The following is a 22,303-nucleotide window of genomic DNA, read 5'->3' on the forward strand; positions in this document are numbered from 1 at the left end:
CTCTCACCTTTCAAGCTTATCGCTTACGTAAACGTCAATCTACAATTTAATTATTAGCGGATCTTTGCGATATTTTGCTTGGAATAGCACTGTAATTGCATTGTTTATCGTTATGTAAGTGTTAATTGAAATTGAATATGTTTAATTGTAAGTTTAACTGGGTTGTTCATCTAAAATTGTAGTCTTGATGAAAGGATAATGTTAGAGTCGGTGCAAACCAAGAATAACCCGTTCATTTAACGCCATACTCATATAAGCGCGTTAAACATTTACAAGTTGGAGAGTCGTGTGACTGTTTTTAATCGTACTGAATTTGATAACCACGAAAACGTTGTTTTTTGTGCAGACAAAGAAACTGGCTTAAAAGCAATTATTGCTGTACACAGCACTAAATTAGGCCCAGCAGTGGGTGGTTGTCGTTTATGGGATTACGCAAGTGACGAAGATGCAGTATACGATGTACTGCGTTTATCAAAAGGCATGACATATAAGAATGCAGTTGCGCGCTTACCTTTCGGTGGTGGTAAATCGGTAATTATCGGTAACGCAAAAGAAATCAAATCAGATGCACTATTTAAAGCATTTGGTCGTCATTTAGAGCGTTTAGGTGGTAGCTACTACTCAGCAGAAGACGTAAACATCACTTGTGATGACGTTGCAGTAATGAATACTGAAACAAATTATGTGCTTGGCCTTGAAGGTAAAAGCGGTAACCCATCACCGTTTACAGCACTAGGCACGTTTTTAGGTATTAAAGCGGCTTACCAGCATAAGCACGGTAATCAAGACTTAGCAGGCGTAAAAGTGTCTGTACAAGGTCTTGGCGCGGTTTCTTACACACTATGTAAATACCTACACGAAGCAGGTGCTGAGCTGTTTGTAACAGACATCAATGAAGAGCGTGTTAACCGTGTAGTAAACGACTTTAACGCAACAGCAGTTAACATTGACGAAATTTACGACCTAGATGTAGATGTATACGCGCCGTGTGCACTAGGTGCAACAATCAATGATGATACAATTCCGCGTATTAAAGCGGGCATTATTGCAGGTTGTGCGAATAACCAGCTAGCAGAGCCACGTCACGGTGAAATCATTCGTGAAAAAGGCATTTTATACGCGCCAGATTACGTGATTAACGCAGGTGGTATCATTAACGTTTACTACGAAACAGCGCCAGAGGGTTACAGTGCAGAAGCGGCAACTAAGCACGTTGAAGGTATTTTCGATACACTAAGCGAAATCTTCAAGCGCTCTGAAGACGAGCAAAAGTCAACGCACATTATTGCAGACGAACTAGCACAAGAAATCATCGAAAACGGTTTGTAATTTACCCGTTTTTTGCTTGTAAAAACACGAGTAACAGAATGAGCTTGAAAGTTCATGCTATGCTCTGTAAGGTGCCCGCAATTGCGGGCATTTTTATTTTAAGATTATGGCAACTCAAATCGACCTCTCTACCTGGCAACGCGCCGAACACTTCTCATTTTTTAAAGACTTAGCAAACCCATACTTTTCGGTCTGTGTGCGTATAGACGCGGGTGAATTGTTCGACACATGTAAGCAAAGCGGGCAGTCTTTCTATTTAGCTTGCCTATACGCCTTGCTGCGAGCAAATAATAGCTATCAACCCGTTTGTCATCGTATTGATAACAACCAAGTATGGTTGTGCGATAAAATTGAAATCAACGCGGTGCAATTAGATGAGCAAAACCTCTTTAAAATTTCATACTTACCTTATGCCGAGGACTTTGCTGACTTTAGTGAAAAAGGCAAAATTGCATTTGAAACAGCAATAAGTCAGCCATTTTTCTCAGAGCAATTTAACTCAATAGAAGGGCGCCTTAACTGTATTCATGTGTCGGTGTTACCTTGGCTTGATTTTACTGGCTTTTCTCACGCGACACCGTTTGGTGAGCAAAATGGCATTCCCAAATATGTGTTTGGTAAATTCGATAAACAACTTGGCACCATGCCACTCAATATTGATGTACACCACGGCTTAATGGACGGCTTTCATGTTGCGCAGTTTGTTAATGTACTACAGCAAGAAATGGCAGCACTTGCAAAGAGCCTAGTTTAGCCTATTTAATATCCACCAATTTACTGGCGCGGCGATATTGTATCTTTGCGCCATTAAAATTGGGTAGCTCCCACTTTTTAGGTGCTTCAACCCGTTTACCACTCATGTAATGAAGCAACACGCGTTTTGCGCTAATAAAGTACTCCACCCTAAGTTGTTGCTGTGGCAACACCACTGTTAGCGGGTACAGTTCACAAAACTGTTGCCATGTGTAGTCATCAACTAAGCCATAGGCAAAATCACTGTTATCAAGAAGTGCCAGCTCATCAAGTGAGCTAACTTCTAAATCACTTAATACCGAAGTGATATGTTCTTGTGGCACTAATAATTGCCAATCGGTGTTATGCACATTTTGGTAAAGGCAAAGTTGCTGGTATTCCTGTGTTAATTCATCAAAAAGTGACTCACAAAGGGTGCCAGTTTCAATTAGGTTAACAGTGGCGGCTGTAAATTCATGGCTTTTAACTGCGGCGCTAAATGATTTTAATGTGGTGCCTGCGTAGTGGTATTGGTAATTGCCTATTAATTCATTTTGCTCAGTAATTTCAGAGGAAGTGAGCTTTGCCTCACCTAAGTCATTATCAATAATAATGCTGGTGGTTATGGGGCTTACTTTGGTAGCCAGTGTTTTACGGTCTTTTACTGCACGCCCAGCGAGGCTGTAGGTTTTAAGTACCAATAGGGCGTCGGGCTCGTTACTTAGGTAGCTGTCTTTGGCAATCACCACTTCTTGCTTAGCATTATTGTAACTGCCACGGCGATTTTGCTTTTTAATGTACACGCAGCTAGGCAGTAACGCGGCAATAGCGTGTTGCAATTCAGTGATGTTGTAACTGGCGTATTTACTGAGTTCGGGTAAGTTAAAATGGCTGCGCAGCTGGCTGGCAAACTGTTGGGCCTCAACAAGCGCGTTTTCTTCGGTGCTAATATACTCTAAAAACTGGCCGCGCACTAAGCCAATGAGCAAGCTAAAGTCACACAGGTTGGGAAAGTCATTTTCTAATTGTATAAATTTTTCTGAATTTTTATCTCGAGTGTACAGTTTTGCTGGCACGCTTAGGGCACCTGCAAGGTCGGCCATTGCCTGTTTAAGGCGGTTATTTGGCATACTTGCCACTAAATGGGAAAGCGAAACGTCAATGGGTAATGGCGCAAGGGCTTTACCATAGTCAGTTGCAATACCCGCATCGTTAATGGCATTAATGGTTTTAAGCGTTGAAAACGCTAAATCATGGGCTTGTTGTGATAGGGGGTTGATAAAACGCAAATTGCCAAGGGCATTATTATTTGCCGCGGCTGCCAACATCATATCTGTTAAGTTTTCCCGTTGAATTTCAGGGGGGGTATGGGCTTCAAGCGGTGCATGTTGACCAAACAAGGCTAAGTAAACACCTTCAGTAATTCGCCCCGCACGGCCTCGGCGTTGTAGTTTCGAGTCATTGGCGATGGCAGTTAAATCCAACACACTTTGGCCGTTTCGGATATGCGTGCGGCGCTCAAGCCCCGAGTCAATCACCACATCAACACCGGGAATGGTTAACGAGGTTTCTGCCACGTTAGTAGCTAAAATAAGGCGGCGTTTTTCACCTTGTTGTAGTGCGCGTTTTTGCTCGCTGATAGGGCTTGCACCATGTAAGGTGATTATATCGAATTGGTCGCTCAATCGCGTGCGCAAATAGCTGGCGCAAAGTTGAATCTCCCCTTTGCCGGGCAAAAATGCCAATACATCTTGGTTGCCAAGTTGGTAAGCTTTTTCAGCGGCAAATGCCATGCGCTCAGTGAGCTTGTCTTTGTGCGGCATATCACGCATAGCGGGGGCGAGGTAATGCTCTTCGACGGGGAACACTTTACCTTCTGCGTGTAAATGTATGCCTTCGCAATAGTTAATAAGTTGCTCAGCGTTTAATGTTGCGGAGGTGATCACAAGCTTATGGCGTTGATTGTTGGTTTTATTGTGCTCAAGCAGTAAAGCCAGCAGTAAATCGGTATCCCAACGGCGCTCATGAAACTCATCGAGCATAATGGTGTTGAAATCCTGTAATAACCCTTCATTTAACCAGCGCAGTGCCACACCTGGGGTTACAAATACAATCTCGGTGTTGTCGTTTGCATGTACTTCAAAACGAATGGCATAACCCACTTTGTCGCCAAGGGATGTTTGCATTTCGTTTGCGACGCGCTCGGCAAGGCTAGTACAGGCAATACGCCTTGGCTCAATAACCAATACTTTACCGTTTTGCGTGCACCACTGCGGCAATTGGGTTGATTTACCCGTACCCGTATTGGCGCTCACAATAATTGGTTGATATGTAGCGTTATTGCCTATCTGGGCTAAAAAATCGGTTTTAACCTGGTTGATTGGTAGCATGCGTTTATTTCTTTGTCCGAGTCGCGATATAATTGACGGTATTATTTGTCTATTAGGATAATGTTTTGAAAGGCATTGCGATTTTGATATCACCTGTTGCAAACGGTGCTTATTTTAACGAAACCATCGATATTGCACAAAAAGAGTTTAAACAGTGTATTGGCGATTATGACCTTACACTAAACGAGATTGGCGGCATGCAATTTTTGCAAACCCAGTTGCCAGAACAAAAACTTGAGGCGCTAGCACGCTTATCGTTTGTACAAGGTATTTTTAGTCATGATACGGGCACGTTAACGCCGCTATCGCTAAATACTGATTTTCACTTACACAGTGATTTTGTATTTGGTAGCAAGTACAAAGGCAAGACCAATGAAATTTTAACGCAGTTATTACTCAATGTGGGTTTAAGTTTTTGTAAAGAAAAAGACATCAGCAAGATTAAATTGCTCGACCCAATGTGCGGACGCGGCACCACTTTAATGTGGGCAATGCGTTATGGCATTAAATCAAAAGGCATTGAGCAGGACCCAAATGCAGTTTTGGACTTTAGAACCTTTGCCAAAAAATGGACGAAACTTCACCGCCAAAAGCATGAGCTAAAAGAGGGCTTTATTGGTAAAGCCAATAAACAAAACAAGGGTAAGTTTATTGATTTTACCGCCGAGGGCGTTAATACCCGTATTATTAATGGCAATGCGACGGCCGCGTGTGATTTATTAAAGCGTGAAAAGCAGCATTTAATTATTAGTGATATCCCCTATGGTGTGCAGCATTTTACGACTGAAAAAACCCGTAACCCAATTGCTGTGTTAGAAGAATGTGCGCCGCAATGGGTCGATTTACTGCACAAAGACGGTATTTGCGTGATTGCGTTTAATAAGTACATTCCAAAGCGCAAAGAGCTGATTGCGGTTTTTGAGGCGGCAGGCCTTAGCGCGCTTGAGTTTGAAGCGCCACATCGTATGAGCGAATCAATCTTCCGTGACGTGGTTGTTTTAAGAAAGAACTAAATAATATATTCCCTACCTTGAACAATCCCATGCTTCACCCAATTAAATAGAAAAGGGGGGGAGCATGGACTTCATACTAATAATATTAACCTTGGTATTTATCGCTGCTTATTGGCATTTCGATACGCTACGCACTATTTACTGGGAACATAATCTAAAAGATCGCACATTAAGCGACAGCGATCGCAATGTATTACTCAAGTACATGCCGATTTATCGCAGAATGACAGATAGCGAGCGCACACGATTAGAAAAACACATCATCTGGTTTTTAGCGACCAAAGACTTTTTAGGGCGTGATGGCCTAGTGGTAAACCACGCAATGAAATTGATAGTGGCAGCAGATGCCTGTGTGTTGGTACTTAATAAACCGTGGCCGCTATATAAAAATGTAAAGCAAATTTTGCTTTACCCAAGCGCCTACTATGCAAATTCAGAAAGCCGTGATGGCGCGGGGCTTGTTAATTTTCACCAAACAGTTAGGCAAGGGGAGTCGTGGCCAGGCGGTACTTTGGTGCTTTCATGGCATGATGTACTTAACGGTAACCGTTTACCAAACGATGGCCACAATTTGGTCTTCCATGAGTTTGCCCATCAACTCGACCAAGAAACCGGTGCGACAACAGGCACGCCGCTATTAAAAGATAAACCCACCTATGAAAGTTGGGGGCGAGAATTTTCTCGTGCCTACAATGTGTTAAAAGCGCATGTGGCGTATGGCATGCCCCATGTGATTCACAGTTACGGTGCCACCAATGAAGCTGAATTTTTCGCGGTGTTAACCGAAACGTTTATTGAAAAACCAAGTGAATTAAAAGCCTATGATCCGGTCATTTTTGATCTGTTACTCAACTACTTTGGCTTTGACCCAAGGCGCTGGAACTAGATCTGCCAGTTAGCTTGGGTAAGCCTTTCAATAAACCATTGAAAGGCTTTGCCTTGATTATCTTTTTGCCAGGCAATGTATAAATCTTGTTTGGGTCTTGGAATGGTACACTCTTTTTGCACTAGCTCACCAGTTGCAAGATATGGCTTCGCAATATGACTTGGCAGAAACCCCACACCAATGCCGGCAAGTTGGGCTGCGAGTTTTGCCTGCATAGAATTAACATTGATTACTTGCTTGGCGCTAAATAGCCCAGTACTACGCTCTGGCAATAAAGTAGAAGTGTCTGATACCACAATCGCGGGGTAGTATTTTAAATCATCGTCGTCAAGCGGTGTATTCACCTTTGCTAGCGGGTGCGATGCTGCCACAGCAAAGATAAAGCTTAACTCTGCGATTTTATGGGTACGATACACGCCTTTTGGCAGCTCGCCAGTTGCACCAATAACAATATCGGCACGCTTGCTATGTAAGGCATCCCAGCCGCCACCTAAGGCTTCAACGCTAAGTTGAATATCAACTTGTTCAGGCCGTTTGGTGAACTCTTTTAATAACTCAAAAATGACACCTTCTGGTATCACGGTATCACGGGCGATACGCAGGCGTTTTTCCCAGCCTGATTCTAATTGGCTTACGGCATCGAGCATTTTGCTGGTGGAATGCAAAATTTGCCTGCCATGTTCTAGCACCAACTTACCTGCAGGAGTGAGTACTGCTCGCTGTTTTGAACGGTCAAAAAGTGGCGTGCCAATGTCTTCTTCAAGTTTTTTGATAGTGTAGCTTAGCGCCGAAGGCACTTTATATAGTGACTCGGCTGCGGCGGCAAAGCTGCCTTTTTTATCGATAGCATCGAGTGCTTTTAGGGCGTCAATGGTGATAGCTTGATACATAATTCTTTTGTTCAAAAAATTTGAATTAATGGTTCAAAATGTTCCGATTTTTTATTGAGTTTAGCATGCTTATACTTAATTTCATCAGTTAAGCAAATGCTTTAACAAATTAGATAAGTTTAAAATTTTTGAGGAATAAATTATGAAAACACTATTAACAACACTTACATCAAGCCAAGCGGGTTACGCAGCACTGGCGTTAAGATTACCTATCGGCATTATTTTTATGGCACATGGCGCGCAAAAGTTATTTGCTTGGTTTGGTGGTTATGGCCTTGAGGGCACGGGTGCATGGATGAAATCTATTGGCTTAGCGCCGGGCTATTTAATGGCACTAATGGCAGGCAGTGCAGAGTTTTTTGGCGGTTTATTTATTTTATTTGGCTTATTAACTCGCCCAGCGGCATTGGCACTTGCAGGCACTATGATTGTTGCAATCTTTACTGTGCATTTTGAAAATGGACTGTTTATGTCTAACAATGGCTATGAGTTTGGCTTAGCATTATTGGCAGCAAGTATTTCTTTAGTGTTCTCGGGTGCGGGTAAAGCTTCACTGGATGCGCTTATTTCAAATAAATTGACACAACACGTTTAACTAAGAGGGAAGCACGATGATCACACTTAGAAAAGCACATGAGCGCGGCGGCGCTGACTATGGCTGGCTTAAGAGCAGACATACTTTCTCTTTTGCAAATTACTACGACCCAAAACACATGGGCTTTTCAGCCCTTCGTGTTATCAATGATGATGTTGTGGCACCGGGCGCTGGGTTTGATACCCATGGCCACCGCGATATGGAAATTATCAGCTATGTGCTGTCAGGCACGATTGAACATAAAGACAGTGCGGGCAATATCAAAACGCTTCCTGCGGGGGAATTTCAGTTAATGTCGGCAGGCAAAGGGATTTTTCACAGTGAATACAATGCGTCAAATGAAGAGGGGCTTAGATTTTTACAAATTTGGATTGAGCCGAATAGCTTTGGCGACAAACCGGGTTATCAACAAAAAGATTTTGGTAAAGAGGTTGGTTTAACGACCATTGTGACGCCAAATGGCGAAAATGGCACGCTTTCGATAAAACAAGATGCAAAGCTACATCAACTGATCCTTGAACCAAAACAGCAGTATCTATTTGAATCAAATAATGCACCAGTGTATGTACATCAAGTTTCAGGCCGCAGTCTAGTGAATGCTATTCAAATTGAAAGTGGTGATGGTGCAAAAGTGTTAGATGAAACTGAATTAGTATTTGAAAACGTATCTAACACCCCAACAACATTAATTATTTTTGAATTACCAAAGGTTTAAGGAGCAGATCATGGGATTATTAGTTGAAGGTAAATGGCACGATAAGTGGTACGACACCAAAAACAGTAAAGGTAAGTTCGAACGTGAAGCTTCGCAGTTACGTAATTGGGTCACACAAGACGGTGAAGCAGGCCCTTCTGGTACAAGTGGGTTTGCTGCAGAATCTGGCCGATATCATTTATATGTATCTCTGGCGTGCCCATGGGCTCACCGTACCCTTATTTTTCGCGCTTTAAAAGGGCTAGAGCAGCATATTTCTGTATCAATAGTAAGCCCAGACATGTTAGAACATGGTTGGACATTTGATAAAACACAGCACAGTACGGGCGATGCGTTATTTGATTTTGATTATATGCATCAAATATATACGCGTAATAACGCAAACTACAGTGGTCGTGTTACTGTGCCGGTGCTTTGGGATAAAAAACAAAACTGTATCGTCAGTAATGAGTCATCAGAGATTATTCGCATGTTTAATACCGCCTTTAATCATTTAACAAGCCTCGAGTATGACTATTACCCTGAACATTTACGTGCTGAAATTGATGAAATTAACGAATTTGTTTATCACAATATTAATAACGGGGTATACAAAGCGGGTTTTGCGACCACACAAGACGCATACGAAGGGGCGTATATTGAGCTTTTTAATGCCCTTGATAAAGTTGAAGCTATTTTAGCTAAACAGCGCTTCTTGGTAGGTACACAAATTACCGAGGCAGATTGGCGTTTATTTACTACCTTAATACGATTTGATGCGGTTTATTTTTCACATTTTAAATGTAATCAACGTATGCTTGAGTCGTATCCGAATATTGCAAATTATATTCGTGAGCTATATCAAGTTAAGGGCGTGGCTGAAACGGTCGATTTTTATCATATTAAACGCCATTATTACTTTAGCCATACCATGATTAACCCAACGCAAGTGGTACCCGTTGGGCCAAAAGTTGATTACAGCAGTGCACATAATCGTTCGTCATTTTAAAAAGTAATAGGCAATAAAAAAGGCAGCGAAAGCTGCCTTTTTTACTTTTAATTGACCAGTCCTAAATAAGGTTGACACTTTTCCAACTTAAATTTGGAGAATGTTATGAACCCTATATCTAAGAGAACTCAAAAAGATTATTCACTTGCCTTTAAATTATCAATTGTCGAAAAAGTAGAAAAAGGCGAGTGTACATACAAACAAGCGCAAGACCACTATGGTATCCAAGGTGCTTCAACAGTTTTAGTTTGGCTTCGTAAGCATGGTCGACTAGATTGGAGTAAGGGAACACCTAATCACATGAGTGAGGCTACCGGTATGTCAGAGCCTAAAGATTTAACACCAGAGCAAAAGATTAAAGCCCTTGAGAAAGAGTTAGAAGATACCAAGTTAAAAGCCGAGTTCTTCGAGAAAATTGTCGATGTGCTTGATAAAGACTTTGGGGTACGTATCACAAAAAAGCAACGCGACAGGTTGTTGAATCAAAAGTCATAGCCAAACTGTCAGTGACCAAGGCGTGTAAGTACTTGGGTATAACACGACAAGCTTATTATAAACGCTGTAAAGTGGCGGTAATAAAAGAGCAGTTTGAGCAACGAGTATTATCGTTCGTAAAGGCACAGCGGATGACTCATCCTCGCATTGGTACCAGAAAGTTACAGTACATAATGCAACAGTCAGAGCTACACATTGGCCGAGACCACTTGTTTGCCTTACTGAGAGTAAACCGCTTATTAGTGCTAACTAAGCGCGCCTATCACCGAACAACACAGAGTCTGCATCGATTTTATAAACACCCAAACATCATAAAAGATGGGATTGAATTAACTCGTCCAGAGCAATTATGGGTGGCGGATATCACTTACCTGCCAACGAAAGAATGCGAGTCCTATCTAAGTCTAGTAACAGATGCTTACTCTAGAAAAATAGTGGGTTATAGCCTAAGTGATAATTTAAAAACGAGTTCAGTAAAACAGGCGTTTAAACAAGCGTTAAAAAATAGAAAAGTCACTTCACCTCTTATCCATCATTCAGATAGAGGTATTCAATATTGCTCACATGAATACCAACGCATACACGAAGAATATGGCATAACGTGCTCAATGACAGATGGATATGACTGCTACCAAAATGCCTTGGCGGAACGCGTAAACGGTATACTGAAAAACGAGTATTTACTGACAAAGCCTAATAACTTGGAAGAAGCTGCGAAAATGGTGAAACAATCCATTGATATCTATAATCAAAGAAGGCCACACACGGCTTTAAAATACAAAACGCCCGATGAAGTTCATCGAGCGTTTTAATATTAAAAGTGTCAACTCATGCTAGGATGGGTCAAATAGCTAATTAGCTATTAAACAACACCGCGTGGAAGACGTGTGTCGTGCTCACGCTCAGCAAGCTCTTTAATCCAGAATTCTTCAGCAGTAAAGCCTTCTGGGTTTGGCTTAGTAACTGTGTATTCTTTTTCTTTAGTTGCAGTTACTGGCGCTGCTTTTTTAGTCGCTGCTTTCTTAGCCGGTGCTTTTTTAGCTGCAGGCTTAGTTGGTGCTTCTTCTTTTGCTGCAGGAGCAGAGCCAGATGAAAGTTCCTCTGCAAGCGTTACTAAATCAGCAAGGCGAACGTTTTTACCGCCATCTACACTGTACCAACCACTTTTAGCTGTGATCTCAGGTTTTTTACCATTTGCTGCTTCATACGCTTTTTCAAACGCAGCTAGCACTTCAGTTTTATCGAGTTTACTCATCGTATATCCCGTTTATTTGATACGAAGATTACTGTTAAAAATACATTTATACCTAGTTTCACGTCATTTTTCAATTTTTTGAGAATTTTCTTTATTTTTGACGGTAGGTTAAGGACAATTCAATGATCAAAAACAACTTATAGGTAAGCATAATGCAACTTTCTAAATTGCTCCAAGAATTAGATAGTTTACTCGCCCCCCATAAGGTAAAAGACTTTAGTCCAAACGGCCTTCAGGTTGAAGGAAAAGACACCGTTAATAAAATTATAACGGGTGTAACGGCAAGCCAAGCGCTAATAGATGCCGCTATCGAAAAAAATGCAGATGCGATATTGGTTCACCACGGCTATTTTTGGAAAGGCGAAGCGTATCCAATTACGGGTATGAAAAAACGCCGCATTGGCGCGTTAATTAAAAATGATATCAGTTTAATTGGCTATCATTTGCCAATTGATGTGCACCCAACCCTTGGCAATAATGCCAAATTGGCAGAATTACTTGATATTGAGTATGAAGCGGGGCTTGATCCATACAGTGAGCCAAGTATTGCTGTGAAGGGGCGTTTAAAAACACCACTTAGCGCCGAAGAGTTTGCCGATAAAATTGAGCGTGTGCTCAACCGCAAACCGTTAGTGGAAAGTGTGCGCGGCAAAAACATAGAAACCATTGCCTGGTGTACCGGTGGCGGGCAAGGCTATATTGATTTAGCCGCAAGCCAAGGCATTGATGCTTACCTTACAGGTGAAGCGTCAGAGCAAACGATACACAGTGCACGCGAACAAAATATCGACTTTTTTGCCGCGGGGCATCATGCGACCGAGCGCTATGGTGTAAAAGCCGTGGGTGAATATTTAGCTGAGCAGTTTAATTTAGACGTTGAGTTTATTGATATAGATAATCCTGTATAAACAACAAATAAAAAAGCAGCGATTACGCTGCTTTTTTATTGAGTCTCATCTGCTGACTTCCATAGCAATATACCACCGAGAATTCAGTCTATGGGCTAGTAACCACCTTTTAAAATGGTAATTTGCTGGTCAATCACAGCGAGTTCGCATCGCTTATATTTTAATGCTGCTTGCTGAGAATTAGGTAACTCATTGAGATAACGCCATTGACAGTTATCGGAAATATAACTATCAAAACTGTTTTTACTGCGTTGAAAACTTAAAAATAATTGGGTGTTACCCGTGTTATTTTGCTTTATTTCCACTTCTTTTTCCAATTTAGTGAGCCAAGTTTGACGTGTACGTTTGTGGTCAATAATGGCTTGATCTAAGCATTGTAGCTGCAATACTACTTTGCCTTTGCTACAGGGCTTCTCATCGTTTTGAGCAAATGCATTAATGCTCAGCAGCATTAACACGGTGTAAAAAAGAGTATATTTATTCATAATTAAAAACCAAGGTAAATAGGGCGCCACCGAGCTGGCTTGTGGCAATGGTCATTTTGCCGTTATAGGCATCCATTAGATCGCCTACAATCGCCATGCCAACACCGTGGCCGTGTTCGTAGGTATCTAAGCGTTTTCCGCGAATTGTAAGTTCTTCTATTTTATCTTCGGGTACGCCCGGACCATCATCACCAACTTCGATAATAAGTTGTTGTCCTAACTGCTTCACTTTTATTTCAATTAAAGCGTCACATGCTTTGCAGGCATTATCGAGTATATTGCCTAGCAATTCCATTAAATCAGTTTTATCACCTAAAAAGGTACTTTTTTCATCAACTGCTTGAATAAATTGAATGCCTTTGTCGCGATACACTTTACCCATGGCATTGATAATTGAGTCGAGTATTGGCTTAACTTTAGTTTGCTTTTTCCAAGTATCAGTACCGCCCGAAGCAGCTTTCTTAAGCTGATGTTCAATCATATTGCTGATACGATCGAGCTGCTCTTGGCTATCACCATTACTTGCCAGATCACTTGATTTTAAAACAGCCAACGGGGTTTTTAAAGCATGTGCAAGGTCGCTTAATGATGCACGGTATTTATCTTTTTGCCTTTGTTGAGTAGCCAATAATAAATTAAGATCTTGCTGAATTTTTTCTAGCTCTTCTGGGTATTCACCCGTAATTTGGTCGGCATTGCCACTTTCGATTGCGACAATTTCTTTATCAAGGCGTTTAAGTGGGTGACTACTCCATAAAAAGCCCAGCATAATTAGTAAACCCATCACTATGGCGATAATAATCAGCCAGTGCCTCAAGGTTTCTTGGAAGTCTTGCATTTGCGATAAAATGGCTTCTTCGTCTTTTAATACCAATACAGTGACTTGATATTCAATGCCATCGGCATCCATATAAAAAACAAAGCTAAGCTGTCGAAAGTACTTATCAAGCTCTTCAATTTTCGAAAAGTCCATAATACCGGGCGCGGTTGCTGCGTGTTTCGGAATATATTGATAGCCGAGCGTTGATTCTGATTGCCAAGCAATTTCTTTGTTGAGATAAATATAGGCAAAGGTATCGGAAACGGGGCGAGTGAGTTCGGGGGCAATTAGGGTAATCGGCGCCAGTTCACCTTGCTCAATTTCCACTTTTGCCATTAGTGAATACAAATGCGCTTCGAGCGTGCGCTCGGTGTTGTCAACTAAACTTGCATAAAGTGCTTTACCAATTGAAAAGAACATGGCAGGCATAAGTACTAAAAGCAAAAAGACAAGGATAAATCCTTGTCTAATTTTTAACGATATACGGTGGATCACAGTTTGCCGCTTAAACGGTAGCCGCGGCCACGCAGTGTTTCAATTGGTGCGATTGAACCGTCTGGGTCGAGCTTTTTACGCAGGCGTAATACAAATACTTCAATTACGTTTGAGTCTAAATCGAAGTCTTGGTCGTAAATGTGCTCTGTTAGCTCAGATTTAGATACGACTTTTTCTGGGTTAACCATTAAATACTCAAGTACTTTGTACTCGTATGCGGTGAGCATTAATTCATTGTCGTTAACCCATACTTGTTGCGAACGGGTATGAATGCGAATTGGACCCGCAGTAATAGTTGGGTCTGCTTTACCGGCGCTGCGTCTAATAAGGGCATTACAACGGGCAATTAATTCTTCGTTATGAAATGGTTTAGTTAAGTAGTCATCAGCGCCGGCATCTAATCCTTCCACTTTATCTTGCCAGCGATCGCGGGCTGTTAAGATTAAAATTGGAATATCGATGCCTTGCTTTCGTGCATTGCTGATTACGTCAATGCCATCCATTTTAGGTAGGCCTAGATCAACAACAGCTAAATCTAGCGGGTATTCAGTAAGGTGAAATAAACCAGCTTCGCCATCGTGACACATATCAACGCTGTAACGGGCTTTTTCGAGTGCATGTTTTAGATTGTCTGCCAGTTGCAGATCATCTTCTATTATTAGAATGCGCATTGTTATTGTTTTCCTTTTTTAACCTGGCCATTTGATTTATTTACTTTAAAATCAACAACCTTACCTTTTGGTTGTAACATTCTTACTTTGTAGTAATGGGTGTTCTCTTTCACGCTTAAAATCTTACCAGGGTAGGATTGCGACACTTTTTTGGCCGCTCTGCGCTTGGTTAAACCCAGTGTGTTAACATTTTTAAGCGCTTTATTCGCTGCCGCATTTTGTGAAGATGTTTTGACCTTTGAGCCATTTTCATTACTTGCATTGGCATTAAAGAGCACTAAGCAACTGATCAGACTAATCAAATATTTCATACGTTAGCTCGCCACATTATGGAGTAAGTTAAATGTACAAAAAGTTCACTGAACTTACTCTGAATCAGTTACGGTAAAACTAGTTTAAACGGTTTAACAATTGATTCTTTGTAAATACCCGCTTCGATGTAGGGATCGTTTGCAGCCCAGCTGCGCGCATCTTCTAATGAATCGAATTTAGCAATCACTAATGACCCCGTGAAACCTGCTTCGCCCGGATCGTCGCTGTCGATTGCTGGTAGTGGCCCGGCAGATAACAAACGTTCTTCTGCTTTTAACGCTTCTAAGCGTGCTAAGTGAGCAGGACGCGCTTCTTTTCGCATCGTTAAGCTGTTTTCAACATCTATTGAATAAATCATGTACCACATACAGCACCCGTTTGGTTATTTTATTGAATATAAAAATAATTCTATCAACAGAAAGGATAAAACTAAAAATCATTTTTCGCGAAAACTTGAAACAGTAGGTTTAACACTGATAGCATCCAACGTTGAAAACAATAATACTAAGGTTCAGCATGAGTGCATCACGAGAGCATTTTAGCTCCAAACTCGGATTTATTTTGGCCGCTGCAGGCAGTGCAGTAGGCATTGGAAACCTCGTTGGTTTCCCTGTATCGGCAACCAAAAATGGCGGTGGTGCATTTTTAGTTGTTTATGCATTGTTTGTAATTTTTGTTTGTTTACCAGTAATGATGGCCGAAATGGCTATGGGTCGCAGCGCGCAAAAAGACCCGCTTGGCGCGTACAATAAATTATCGGGTAACAGCAGTAAATGGCGATATCCGGGATTTTTAGCGGTACTTACGCCATTTATGATTGGCGTGTTTTACATGGTGATCACTGTGTGGATTTTTGGTTACCTTGTTCAGGCAGCAATTGGTAATTTAGATGCGCTTGCCGATCCTAGCAACTTTGGCCAGTTTATTAACCAAACCAGCGTGTTTTATTACATGGTGGGTGTAGGTGTGCTGGTTAATCTAATTCTACTTGGTGGTGTAAAGCAGGGCATTGAAAAAGCAGCAAAACTGCTTATGCCAGCGCTATTTCTGCTGCTAGTTGGCCTTGTTGCTTACGTACTGACATTAGATAACGCGATTGCTGGCCTTCGTTATTACGTAGTACCTGATTTTAGCAAAGTGAACGCTAGCGTGTTAAACGGCGCACTGTCGCAAGCGTTTTTCTCTCTGTCGCTCGGTATGGGTATTTTAATGACTTACGCCTCATATATTTCGAAGAAAGAAAATATTGTAGGCAGTGCAAAAATGGTTGCAGTAACTGACTCATTGGTCGCATTTATTGCGGGTTTAATGGTTTTACCGGCTATTTTCAGCTTTAATCCAAACACCAATCCTGCGGAGTTATCTGACTCATCGGTATCGATGATTTTTGTTTATTTACCAAAAATCTTCCTCGCGATGCAGCAAGATATCGGCTACGTAGGCGCAAGCGCGATTGCAGTAATCTTTTTCTTATTGGTATTTTTTGCAGCAATTACATCACTTGTTTCAATTATTGAAGTACCAACAGCGACGTTAATTGAAGAAAAGGGCGTTTCGCGCTTTAAAGCATTGCTTTTACTTGCAGGTAGCATGGGTATTTTAACCATTTTATGTACCATGTCGTTTGGTATGAGTGAGTGGTTAAGCACTATGTTTAATTATGGCGACCATGATCCGGCAACCAAAAAGAGTCTGTTCGATTTCATTTACGATGTATTTTACGACACCATCTTGCCGCTAAATGGCTTAATGGTGTGTTTATTCGTAATGTACCGCTGGAAAAAAGCGAAGCTAACAGAAGAGCTTAGCCAAGGCGCGCCTGAGTACGCAGGTAGCTTTACCGAGAAGTATGTAAACTTCTCTCTATCAACCTTTATTCCATTTATTTTGGCGCTGATTTTTATTAATACAGTTGCTAATAAGTTCTTTGCTTACAATTTATTAGGCTTCTAATACGATTTAAATAAAGACTTAAGTTAAAAGCGGAGCAATTGCTCCGCTTTTTTGTGTTTAATGGCAAAATAAGGTGATGGAAGGCCGAATTTTAATAATCTAAAAATGTAGAATAGTTAATAGAATTAATTGGTTAAGCGGTATCTATAATGGTTAACATTAACAGTGAACAAAGTAAGCGCAGTGCGCAGTTTAAGTTTGTAGCATACGCACTTTCTGTAATTTTGATTGCCGGATGCTTGATTGCAACGAGCATGCAAGTGGCGCTAAATTGGCCATTGATTGTAATTTTTTCTCTATGTATTGTTGGCTTTTTAATAGCCTCACAATCAGCAAGCAATCGCTTTTTGGTGTTGGGCAAAGCGCCTTTAATGCTCGATAGTAAGATTGTGATGTTAGGCGTCGAGACAAAAGGGCAAATAGTCATTAATCAGCCGCATTTTGAGAAGTTTAATCAAGCGATACTTCAAATACTTGCGCCTGGTTATGAAAGCGGATTAAATGAGATTTGGTCTGATACTTTACCATTAAAATTTGAGTTTGACGGCGATACCACTTTGCTTGATTTTAGCTTTACGCTACCCACACAAATTAAGCTTCATTCAGGTACTCGTTGTTATTTAACAATAAGTTATGTGGAAAACATGCAGGAAGTGAAGCGTACTTATCGATTAAATGTGCGGGATCCGAAAGTAAGGATGTTGTGAACTAGAAAACTTAATAACCGCTCTCTTAATTCTTGACAATTTTAAATGTTATCAAGGAAGTAAATTTTTTTCTGATTTTATTTATTTTTATTGTACTTTTTTCTTTTCAGTCACAACTTTAAATTAACTTGGAAAGTGCTGATTCTTCATTAACCTTTTATTAATAGGTTGTTTAACCCCTGCACTTTTAAATTTTTTGACTAAACTAAAAAAGCTATCGGTAATTTACTTAGGTCAAAATAATGAGAAAAATTGTTTACTGTTCTTTGCTAGTATTTTCGACATCATCTTTTGGAAGTACATCAGCCACAGTCTCGCTGGTTTCTGATTACTTATTTAACGGTGTAAGCCAAACACAAGAAGACCCCGCACTGCAAGCTAGTTTTGACTGGGCTGGTGATAGCGGCATGTACGCAGGTGTTTGGGGGTCTAATGTTGATTTTGGTGAGGGTACAGATATTGAGGCGGATGGCTATATCGGCTATTACACACCGCTTACTGACACCGTCAATCTTGATGTTGGGGTGGCACAGTATACATATCATGGAGGCGATGCTAGTTCTGACTATAATTATGCAGAGGCCTATGCCAAGTTCAATTATGGTAATACTAACTTAAACTTCTGGTATGCATGGGACTATTTTGGCACCGGTGCTGGCCATAGCATTGTTATGTTAACGCATAATTTCCCTATAAATGATGCATTTTCAATAGATATCGGAGTTGACTACTCAGTGAGTATGGATGACGACAAATGGGAGTGGGAGCCGGGAGATGACAACTACATACACTGGCGTGCGACAGCAAACTACTCATGGAGTGGTTGGGATTTTAGTGCTGGTTATGAAGACACCGATATCGAAACATATGGCGATGCAACATTCCTTGTAACTGTATCTAGAACGTTTAGTTTTTAGGAGGCGAGAATGAAAAATTTCATAATGCTTTTTTTGTGTACATTTACATCTTTTTTATATGCTGAAACAGTATATTTAACTTCTCTAACATGGCCTCCATATTCAGGCAAATCACTTGAACAGCAAGGGGCTTCTGTTGCTGTTGCTAAAGCTGCATTCAAAGCTCAAGGCCATGAATTGGTTGTGGAATTTTACCCTTGGACACGTGCGGTTAAAATGGCTTCACAAGCAAATGCTAAGCATGTTGGCTATTTTCCCGAATACCAATATGAAACTAATGAGTTTGTATTCTCTGATGAAATGGGCGTTGGCCCGTTGGGTCTAGTTCAAAATAAATCTAAGCCAATCAACTATTCTACACTGGCAGATCTCTCCGGTAAGCGAATAGGAGTGGTACAAGACTACGTAAACACGAAAGAACTCGATGATATGATTGCGGCAGGTACTATTAAGGCAGACGCGGTGCCCTCTGATGTATTGAATGTTAAAAAAGTAGGTGCGGGGAGGATCGACGCAGCAGTAATTGACACAAATGTCCTAAATTACTTACTAGCCACAGATAAATCGCTAAAAAGTTTGCAAAGTAAAGTTGAAATGAATTCAAAGCTTTTACAAAACAAAAAGCTATACATAGCTTTTCGCAATGATGCAGATGGCAAAAAATGGCAGCAGATTTACAACGAGGGATTAAGCAAGATAGATGTCGATAGTATTATGTCAAACTATCTGAAATAGTAGGAGGAACTTTGACTCGTACAATATTATTCAGATTGGTTGTTGCGACACTTGTTGCAATGACCTTATTGCTTTTTTGTTTTGGTATATATGATTACTCATCACAAAGTTACCAATTAAGAGCAAAACTTGATACACAAATCGAATTAGCTAACAAACGTTTAGCTTTATCTCTCCCAAACACAATGTGGAATTTTCAAGAGAAGCTTGCACAAGCATTAATCGATGCAGAAGTCGCATCTGATGATATTTCAAAAATAATTATCTTTGATACAAACAATCAAGTTTTTGCTGAAACAGAGGGTCAAGAAGCCAAATTATTTCGTGAAAGTGAATTAATTTTTGATGATAGTGGCACACCAAACACTTTGGGAAGGGTCAAAGTGTTTATAGACACTAGGCAAATTGACAACACATTATTCAATCTTGCGATGTCATCAGTTATTAAAGTTTTATTATTGGCAATATTACTCGGTGTTGTTTTGGCATTTATCTTTAAACGCTTAGTTGCAAAACCTTTGGCTGAAGTTGCGGAAAAAATGGCAACCATTGCAAGTGGAGAAGGTGACCTTACACAGCAGATTTATGTGAGGAGAGATGATGAAATAGGGCAGTTAGCGGCATCCTTTAATCAGTTTGAATCTCGTATTGCTGAATTGATAAACAATGTGAAATTTTCTATTGAGGACTCATTTAACGTAGCAGAATCAATTTCAACGGCCAGTGCTGAAAGCGTAAATTATTTAACCAATCAACATAATGAGACGGACCAAATAGCGACTGCGATCACCGAAATGGCTTCGTCCGCTGTGGAAATTGAGAATAACGCTAAGTTAACCCTAGAATCCGCTGAAATAGCCAACGAGGATTCAAGTAAAGTTGATGCAGCATTTAAAAACTCAATTCAATCGATCGAAAACTTAGTAGAGCAATTGGATGAAGCATCCTCTGTGATAGGTTCGCTAGAAGAAAGTGTACAGGGAATCGTTTCTGTTTTAGATGTAATACAGTCTATTGCAGAACAAACCAATTTATTAGCATTAAATGCTGCAATTGAGGCCGCTCGTGCTGGTGAACAGGGAAGAGGTTTTGCAGTTGTTGCTGATGAGGTTAGGTCTTTAGCTAGTCGAACTCAAGCGAGTACTGCTGAAATACATCAGACAATTACACAGTTACAACAAGGCTCTAATTCGGCTGTAAATGTGATGAAGCTAAGTAAAGAGATGAGCCAAAGCTCTATGAAGTCAGCTAATATGGCAAGTGAATCTATAAATAATATAGCGGCTGCGATAGAGTCGATTACCCATATGTCGAGCCATATCTCAAGCGCAGTTTCTGAACAAAGTACAGTCGCAGAAGATTTAAGTAAAAATATAAATGAAGTTGTTACAGCAGGTCAAAATAGTATGTGTAAAATTGAAGAAGTACAGGCCTACTCGACAGATATGAAAGAGTTATCACTACAACTTAAACAATCGGTTAATATATTTAAAACGTGAGTATTATTATAGCCTTTCCTCTTAATACTATGTGCTGTTAGGCACAATCTTTGGACCCTGAAATAGTTGGATTTTTATTGTTAAAGAAGAATGGTAATTAGATAGTTGTCAATAAATAGGAGGCCCGTTTGGCCTCCTATTTATTTTGTAGTATGACGATAGCTAATGCGGTGTGCAATCAAACTTTTCATTGGTGTAAAACGCGGCGTAGGCGATGCCGCTTAGGGTAAAGTACATGGTAAGTACAAAGAGTAAAAAAGTGCCTACATTGAAGCCAGAATTATTAAATGCACTCATCATAAATACGGCAAAGCCAATACCAATCGGTAAACACAGTAATGTTTTAAATAGGTTCTCGTTTTTGATTTCGTATTCAGGTTCTTGTTGGTTATCTGTTTCCATTTAAGCCTCGACTAATATTATTGTTGTAACCACTTTAAGTTGCTGGATTTTAGTTTTCTTTGGGCCTGTTTATCTCGTTATAGCTCCTTGAGAAAAACACAACAGGTCATTAAATGTTCAACTTAATACTAGATCGATTTAATAAATTTTCCTAATTATCAAAACATAATGGGTGATATTTGTAACGTTCGCTTTACATGAAGTGTAAGTAGAAAGTTTCTAAGCAATAAATAAGTTAAACAACCGGTATTTTGCTAGCTGATAATTACATGGTGAGGGATTGAAGTGTTATTTGTGCACTAGGGCTTAAGGCTGAGTAGCGTTCGGAGAGAATTAGATCTCGAACGTCAAAACTCGGATTTACTAAAAAGGAGCGGTTATCGCTCCTTTTTATATTTAAACCATACTAACGTTTGTTAAGGTTATTCGCTTTTTTGTTCTTCATCGTCAGGCAAATATTGATAAAGCATCACGATAGTTACAATTAGCGCAACGAAGGTGGCGGCGGTAATGCCGAACACTTTGAAGTTAACCCAAAAATCCAGTGAAAACTCATAGGCAACATAAATATTCACAGCGGCGATTAGGTATAAAAACGCGCTCCAAAATAAATTTATTTTATCCCAAAGAGGCTTTGGCACTTCAATTTTCTGGTCTGTATCATTAGTTGAGGCCAAGATTGAACCTAACATTTTTGCCATTAGGTTCTTGTTAAAGAAATAACGCGATGCTAATAAAATGGTAGCAAAGCCCGCATAAACCACGGTTGCTTTCCATTTTATAAACTGCTCATCTTGGAAAAGAATAGTCAGTGAGCCAAGACCAACTGCTAAACCAAACAGTACCCAATGTTTGGTAGCGACTTTTTTCTCGATAAAGAAGTAGTAGGCTATTTGCAGAACTGACGCACCAATAAGTACTGACGTTGCCCAAAAAATATCCATGGTTTTATAAAGAATGAAAAATAAGATCAGGGGAGCATATTCAAATAATGCGAGCATTGTTTACCTCTTAAATTATGCTGAATATTTACCTTACACCAGAGTTAATATGAAACACCAGAGTTTGGGTTTAAAAAAAGGGCGCCTGGCGCCCTTTGTATTGTTTATAT

24 protein-coding genes are annotated in these 22,303 nt (G+C 40.4%); 14 read left to right on the forward strand and 10 right to left on the reverse strand.

All coding sequences use genetic code 11. The features are described from left to right. Positions 1-288: 288 nt before the first annotated feature. A complete protein-coding gene (locus ACXAFE_RS05720; protein ID WP_475149829.1) occupies positions 289-1,329 on the forward strand; it encodes a Leu/Phe/Val dehydrogenase in 1,041 nt (346 codons plus the stop codon). A gap of 106 nt (positions 1,330-1,435) precedes the next feature. Further along, on the forward strand, positions 1,436-2,083 hold the full coding sequence (locus ACXAFE_RS05725; protein ID WP_475149835.1) for a CatA-like O-acetyltransferase: 648 nt from the start codon (positions 1,436-1,438) through the stop codon (positions 2,081-2,083). 1 nt (position 2,084) lies between these two features. On the opposite strand, the gene ACXAFE_RS05730 is transcribed toward ACXAFE_RS05725, so the two are convergent. Beyond that, a complete protein-coding gene (locus ACXAFE_RS05730) occupies positions 2,085-4,451 on the reverse strand; it encodes a helicase-related protein (protein WP_475149839.1) in 2,367 nt (788 codons plus the stop codon). Between the two features lie 65 nt (positions 4,452-4,516). On the opposite strand from ACXAFE_RS05730, the gene ACXAFE_RS05735 reads away from it, so the two are divergent. Continuing rightward, on the forward strand, positions 4,517-5,464 hold the full coding sequence (locus ACXAFE_RS05735) for a TRM11 family methyltransferase (RefSeq protein WP_475149845.1): 948 nt from the start codon (positions 4,517-4,519) through the stop codon (positions 5,462-5,464). A gap of 64 nt (positions 5,465-5,528) precedes the next feature. Beyond that, positions 5,529-6,350: a M90 family metallopeptidase gene (locus ACXAFE_RS05740; RefSeq protein WP_475149849.1), complete on the forward strand. Its 822-nt coding sequence runs from the start codon at positions 5,529-5,531 to the stop codon at positions 6,348-6,350. Here the strand turns inward: ACXAFE_RS05740 and ACXAFE_RS05745 are convergent. Further along, the gene (locus ACXAFE_RS05745) at positions 6,347-7,240 is read right to left on the reverse strand and encodes a LysR family transcriptional regulator (protein WP_475149851.1); all 894 of its coding nucleotides are present in this window, start codon (positions 7,238-7,240) and stop codon (positions 6,347-6,349) included. The two genes, ACXAFE_RS05740 and ACXAFE_RS05745, sit on opposite strands and share 4 nt — an antisense overlap. Positions 7,241-7,382: 142 nt before the next feature. On the opposite strand from ACXAFE_RS05745, the gene ACXAFE_RS05750 reads away from it, so the two are divergent. The 4 genes from ACXAFE_RS05750 (at position 7,383) to ACXAFE_RS05765 (ending at position 10,845) form a co-directional block, all read left to right on the forward strand. Next, positions 7,383-7,835: a DoxX family protein gene (locus ACXAFE_RS05750; protein ID WP_475149854.1), complete on the forward strand. Its 453-nt coding sequence runs from the start codon at positions 7,383-7,385 to the stop codon at positions 7,833-7,835. 16 nt (positions 7,836-7,851) lie between these two features. After that, on the forward strand, positions 7,852-8,550 hold the full coding sequence (locus tag ACXAFE_RS05755) for a pirin family protein (protein WP_475149856.1): 699 nt from the start codon (positions 7,852-7,854) through the stop codon (positions 8,548-8,550). Positions 8,551-8,560: 10 nt separating this feature from the next. Continuing rightward, positions 8,561-9,538, forward strand: coding sequence for a glutathione S-transferase family protein (locus ACXAFE_RS05760; protein WP_475149858.1), 978 nt, complete (start codon positions 8,561-8,563; stop codon positions 9,536-9,538). A gap of 105 nt (positions 9,539-9,643) precedes the next feature. Then, a protein-coding gene (locus ACXAFE_RS05765) for an IS3 family transposase (RefSeq protein WP_475149860.1) occupies positions 9,644-10,845 on the forward strand; the annotation gives its coding sequence in 2 pieces (ribosomal slippage) (positions 9,644-9,992 and positions 9,992-10,845; 1,203 coding nt in all). 50 nt (positions 10,846-10,895) lie between these two features. On the opposite strand, the gene ACXAFE_RS05770 is transcribed toward ACXAFE_RS05765, so the two are convergent. Beyond that, positions 10,896-11,288: a hypothetical protein gene (locus ACXAFE_RS05770; protein WP_475149865.1), complete on the reverse strand. Its 393-nt coding sequence runs from the start codon at positions 11,286-11,288 to the stop codon at positions 10,896-10,898. Between the two features lie 152 nt (positions 11,289-11,440). Here ACXAFE_RS05770 and ACXAFE_RS05775 point away from each other — a divergent pair, with 152 nt between their 5' ends. Beyond that, positions 11,441-12,196, forward strand: coding sequence for a Nif3-like dinuclear metal center hexameric protein (locus ACXAFE_RS05775; RefSeq protein ID WP_475149868.1), 756 nt, complete (start codon positions 11,441-11,443; stop codon positions 12,194-12,196). Positions 12,197-12,291: 95 nt separating this feature from the next. Here ACXAFE_RS05775 and ACXAFE_RS05780 read toward each other — a convergent pair whose 3' ends face one another. The 5 genes from ACXAFE_RS05780 to ACXAFE_RS05800 form a co-directional block, all read right to left on the reverse strand. Then, complete coding sequence (locus ACXAFE_RS05780) at positions 12,292-12,681, reverse strand: hypothetical protein (protein WP_138628589.1); 390 nt, start codon at positions 12,679-12,681, stop codon at positions 12,292-12,294. Further along, positions 12,674-13,945: an ATP-binding protein gene (locus tag ACXAFE_RS05785; RefSeq protein WP_475149873.1), complete on the reverse strand. Its 1,272-nt coding sequence runs from the start codon at positions 13,943-13,945 to the stop codon at positions 12,674-12,676. The genes ACXAFE_RS05780 and ACXAFE_RS05785 overlap by 8 nt, the downstream gene beginning before the upstream one ends. A 47-nt stretch (positions 13,946-13,992) precedes the next feature. Further along, positions 13,993-14,667, reverse strand: a complete 675-nt coding sequence (locus tag ACXAFE_RS05790) for a response regulator transcription factor (protein WP_010560353.1) — start codon at positions 14,665-14,667, stop codon at positions 13,993-13,995. A gap of 2 nt (positions 14,668-14,669) precedes the next feature. Further along, positions 14,670-14,978, reverse strand: coding sequence for a PepSY domain-containing protein (locus ACXAFE_RS05795; RefSeq protein WP_475149877.1), 309 nt, complete (start codon positions 14,976-14,978; stop codon positions 14,670-14,672). Between the two features lie 68 nt (positions 14,979-15,046). Next, positions 15,047-15,346, reverse strand: a complete 300-nt coding sequence (locus ACXAFE_RS05800) for a YciI family protein (protein ID WP_475149881.1) — start codon at positions 15,344-15,346, stop codon at positions 15,047-15,049. 149 nt (positions 15,347-15,495) lie between these two features. Between ACXAFE_RS05800 and ACXAFE_RS05805 the strand changes: the two genes are divergently transcribed. The 5 genes from ACXAFE_RS05805 (at position 15,496) to ACXAFE_RS05825 (ending at position 20,790) form a co-directional block, all read left to right on the forward strand. Next, positions 15,496-16,932: a sodium-dependent transporter gene (locus ACXAFE_RS05805; RefSeq protein WP_475149883.1), complete on the forward strand. Its 1,437-nt coding sequence runs from the start codon at positions 15,496-15,498 to the stop codon at positions 16,930-16,932. 149 nt (positions 16,933-17,081) lie between these two features. Further along, a complete protein-coding gene (locus ACXAFE_RS05810; RefSeq protein WP_475149888.1) occupies positions 17,082-17,639 on the forward strand; it encodes a hypothetical protein in 558 nt (185 codons plus the stop codon). A 242-nt stretch (positions 17,640-17,881) separates the two neighbouring features. Further along, positions 17,882-18,556, forward strand: coding sequence for a TorF family putative porin (locus ACXAFE_RS05815; protein WP_475149891.1), 675 nt, complete (start codon positions 17,882-17,884; stop codon positions 18,554-18,556). Positions 18,557-18,565: 9 nt separating this feature from the next. Beyond that, on the forward strand, positions 18,566-19,291 hold the full coding sequence (locus tag ACXAFE_RS05820; protein WP_475149894.1) for a substrate-binding periplasmic protein: 726 nt from the start codon (positions 18,566-18,568) through the stop codon (positions 19,289-19,291). A gap of 59 nt (positions 19,292-19,350) precedes the next feature. Beyond that, positions 19,351-20,790 (forward strand): methyl-accepting chemotaxis protein, encoded by a 1,440-nt coding sequence (locus tag ACXAFE_RS05825; RefSeq protein WP_475149899.1) that lies wholly within the window; start codon positions 19,351-19,353, stop codon positions 20,788-20,790. A gap of 162 nt (positions 20,791-20,952) precedes the next feature. On the opposite strand, the gene ACXAFE_RS05830 is transcribed toward ACXAFE_RS05825, so the two are convergent. Continuing rightward, complete coding sequence (locus tag ACXAFE_RS05830; RefSeq protein ID WP_100913188.1) at positions 20,953-21,192, reverse strand: hypothetical protein; 240 nt, start codon at positions 21,190-21,192, stop codon at positions 20,953-20,955. 422 nt (positions 21,193-21,614) lie between these two features. After that, the gene (locus tag ACXAFE_RS05835) at positions 21,615-22,193 is read right to left on the reverse strand and encodes an inner membrane-spanning protein YciB (RefSeq protein ID WP_475149904.1); all 579 of its coding nucleotides are present in this window, start codon (positions 22,191-22,193) and stop codon (positions 21,615-21,617) included. Positions 22,194-22,303: the final 110 nt, after the last annotated feature.

It is taken from the genome of Pseudoalteromonas sp. ABV4_021 (assembly GCF_056159365.1).

What these genes read in the sequence shown, in the direction of transcription:
- ACXAFE_RS05790 (WP_010560353.1), bottom strand. Translation starts at nt 14,667, where the DNA reads ATGCGCATTCTAATAATAGAAGATGATCTGCAACTGGCAGACAATCTA.
- ACXAFE_RS05800 (WP_475149881.1), bottom strand. Translation starts at nt 15,346, where the DNA reads ATGTGGTACATGATTTATTCAATAGATGTTGAAAACAGCTTAACGATG.
- ACXAFE_RS05810 (WP_475149888.1), top strand. Translation starts at nt 17,082, where the DNA reads ATGGTTAACATTAACAGTGAACAAAGTAAGCGCAGTGCGCAGTTTAAG.
- ACXAFE_RS05795 (WP_475149877.1), bottom strand. Translation starts at nt 14,978, where the DNA reads ATGAAATATTTGATTAGTCTGATCAGTTGCTTAGTGCTCTTTAATGCC.
- ACXAFE_RS05770 (WP_475149865.1), bottom strand. Translation starts at nt 11,288, where the DNA reads ATGAGTAAACTCGATAAAACTGAAGTGCTAGCTGCGTTTGAAAAAGCG.
- ACXAFE_RS05775 (WP_475149868.1), top strand. Translation starts at nt 11,441, where the DNA reads ATGCAACTTTCTAAATTGCTCCAAGAATTAGATAGTTTACTCGCCCCC.
- ACXAFE_RS05830 (WP_100913188.1), bottom strand. Translation starts at nt 21,192, where the DNA reads ATGGAAACAGATAACCAACAAGAACCTGAATACGAAATCAAAAACGAG.
- ACXAFE_RS05745 (WP_475149851.1), bottom strand. Translation starts at nt 7,240, where the DNA reads ATGTATCAAGCTATCACCATTGACGCCCTAAAAGCACTCGATGCTATC.
- ACXAFE_RS05760 (WP_475149858.1), top strand. Translation starts at nt 8,561, where the DNA reads ATGGGATTATTAGTTGAAGGTAAATGGCACGATAAGTGGTACGACACC.
- ACXAFE_RS05835 (WP_475149904.1), bottom strand. Translation starts at nt 22,193, where the DNA reads ATGCTCGCATTATTTGAATATGCTCCCCTGATCTTATTTTTCATTCTT.
- ACXAFE_RS05740 (WP_475149849.1), top strand. Translation starts at nt 5,529, where the DNA reads ATGGACTTCATACTAATAATATTAACCTTGGTATTTATCGCTGCTTAT.
- ACXAFE_RS05825 (WP_475149899.1), top strand. Translation starts at nt 19,351, where the DNA reads ATGACCTTATTGCTTTTTTGTTTTGGTATATATGATTACTCATCACAA.
- ACXAFE_RS05805 (WP_475149883.1), top strand. Translation starts at nt 15,496, where the DNA reads ATGAGTGCATCACGAGAGCATTTTAGCTCCAAACTCGGATTTATTTTG.
- ACXAFE_RS05755 (WP_475149856.1), top strand. Translation starts at nt 7,852, where the DNA reads ATGATCACACTTAGAAAAGCACATGAGCGCGGCGGCGCTGACTATGGC.
- ACXAFE_RS05750 (WP_475149854.1), top strand. Translation starts at nt 7,383, where the DNA reads ATGAAAACACTATTAACAACACTTACATCAAGCCAAGCGGGTTACGCA.
- ACXAFE_RS05725 (WP_475149835.1), top strand. Translation starts at nt 1,436, where the DNA reads ATGGCAACTCAAATCGACCTCTCTACCTGGCAACGCGCCGAACACTTC.
- ACXAFE_RS05820 (WP_475149894.1), top strand. Translation starts at nt 18,566, where the DNA reads ATGAAAAATTTCATAATGCTTTTTTTGTGTACATTTACATCTTTTTTA.
- ACXAFE_RS05730 (WP_475149839.1), bottom strand. Translation starts at nt 4,451, where the DNA reads ATGCTACCAATCAACCAGGTTAAAACCGATTTTTTAGCCCAGATAGGC.
- ACXAFE_RS05780 (WP_138628589.1), bottom strand. Translation starts at nt 12,681, where the DNA reads ATGAATAAATATACTCTTTTTTACACCGTGTTAATGCTGCTGAGCATT.
- ACXAFE_RS05815 (WP_475149891.1), top strand. Translation starts at nt 17,882, where the DNA reads ATGAGAAAAATTGTTTACTGTTCTTTGCTAGTATTTTCGACATCATCT.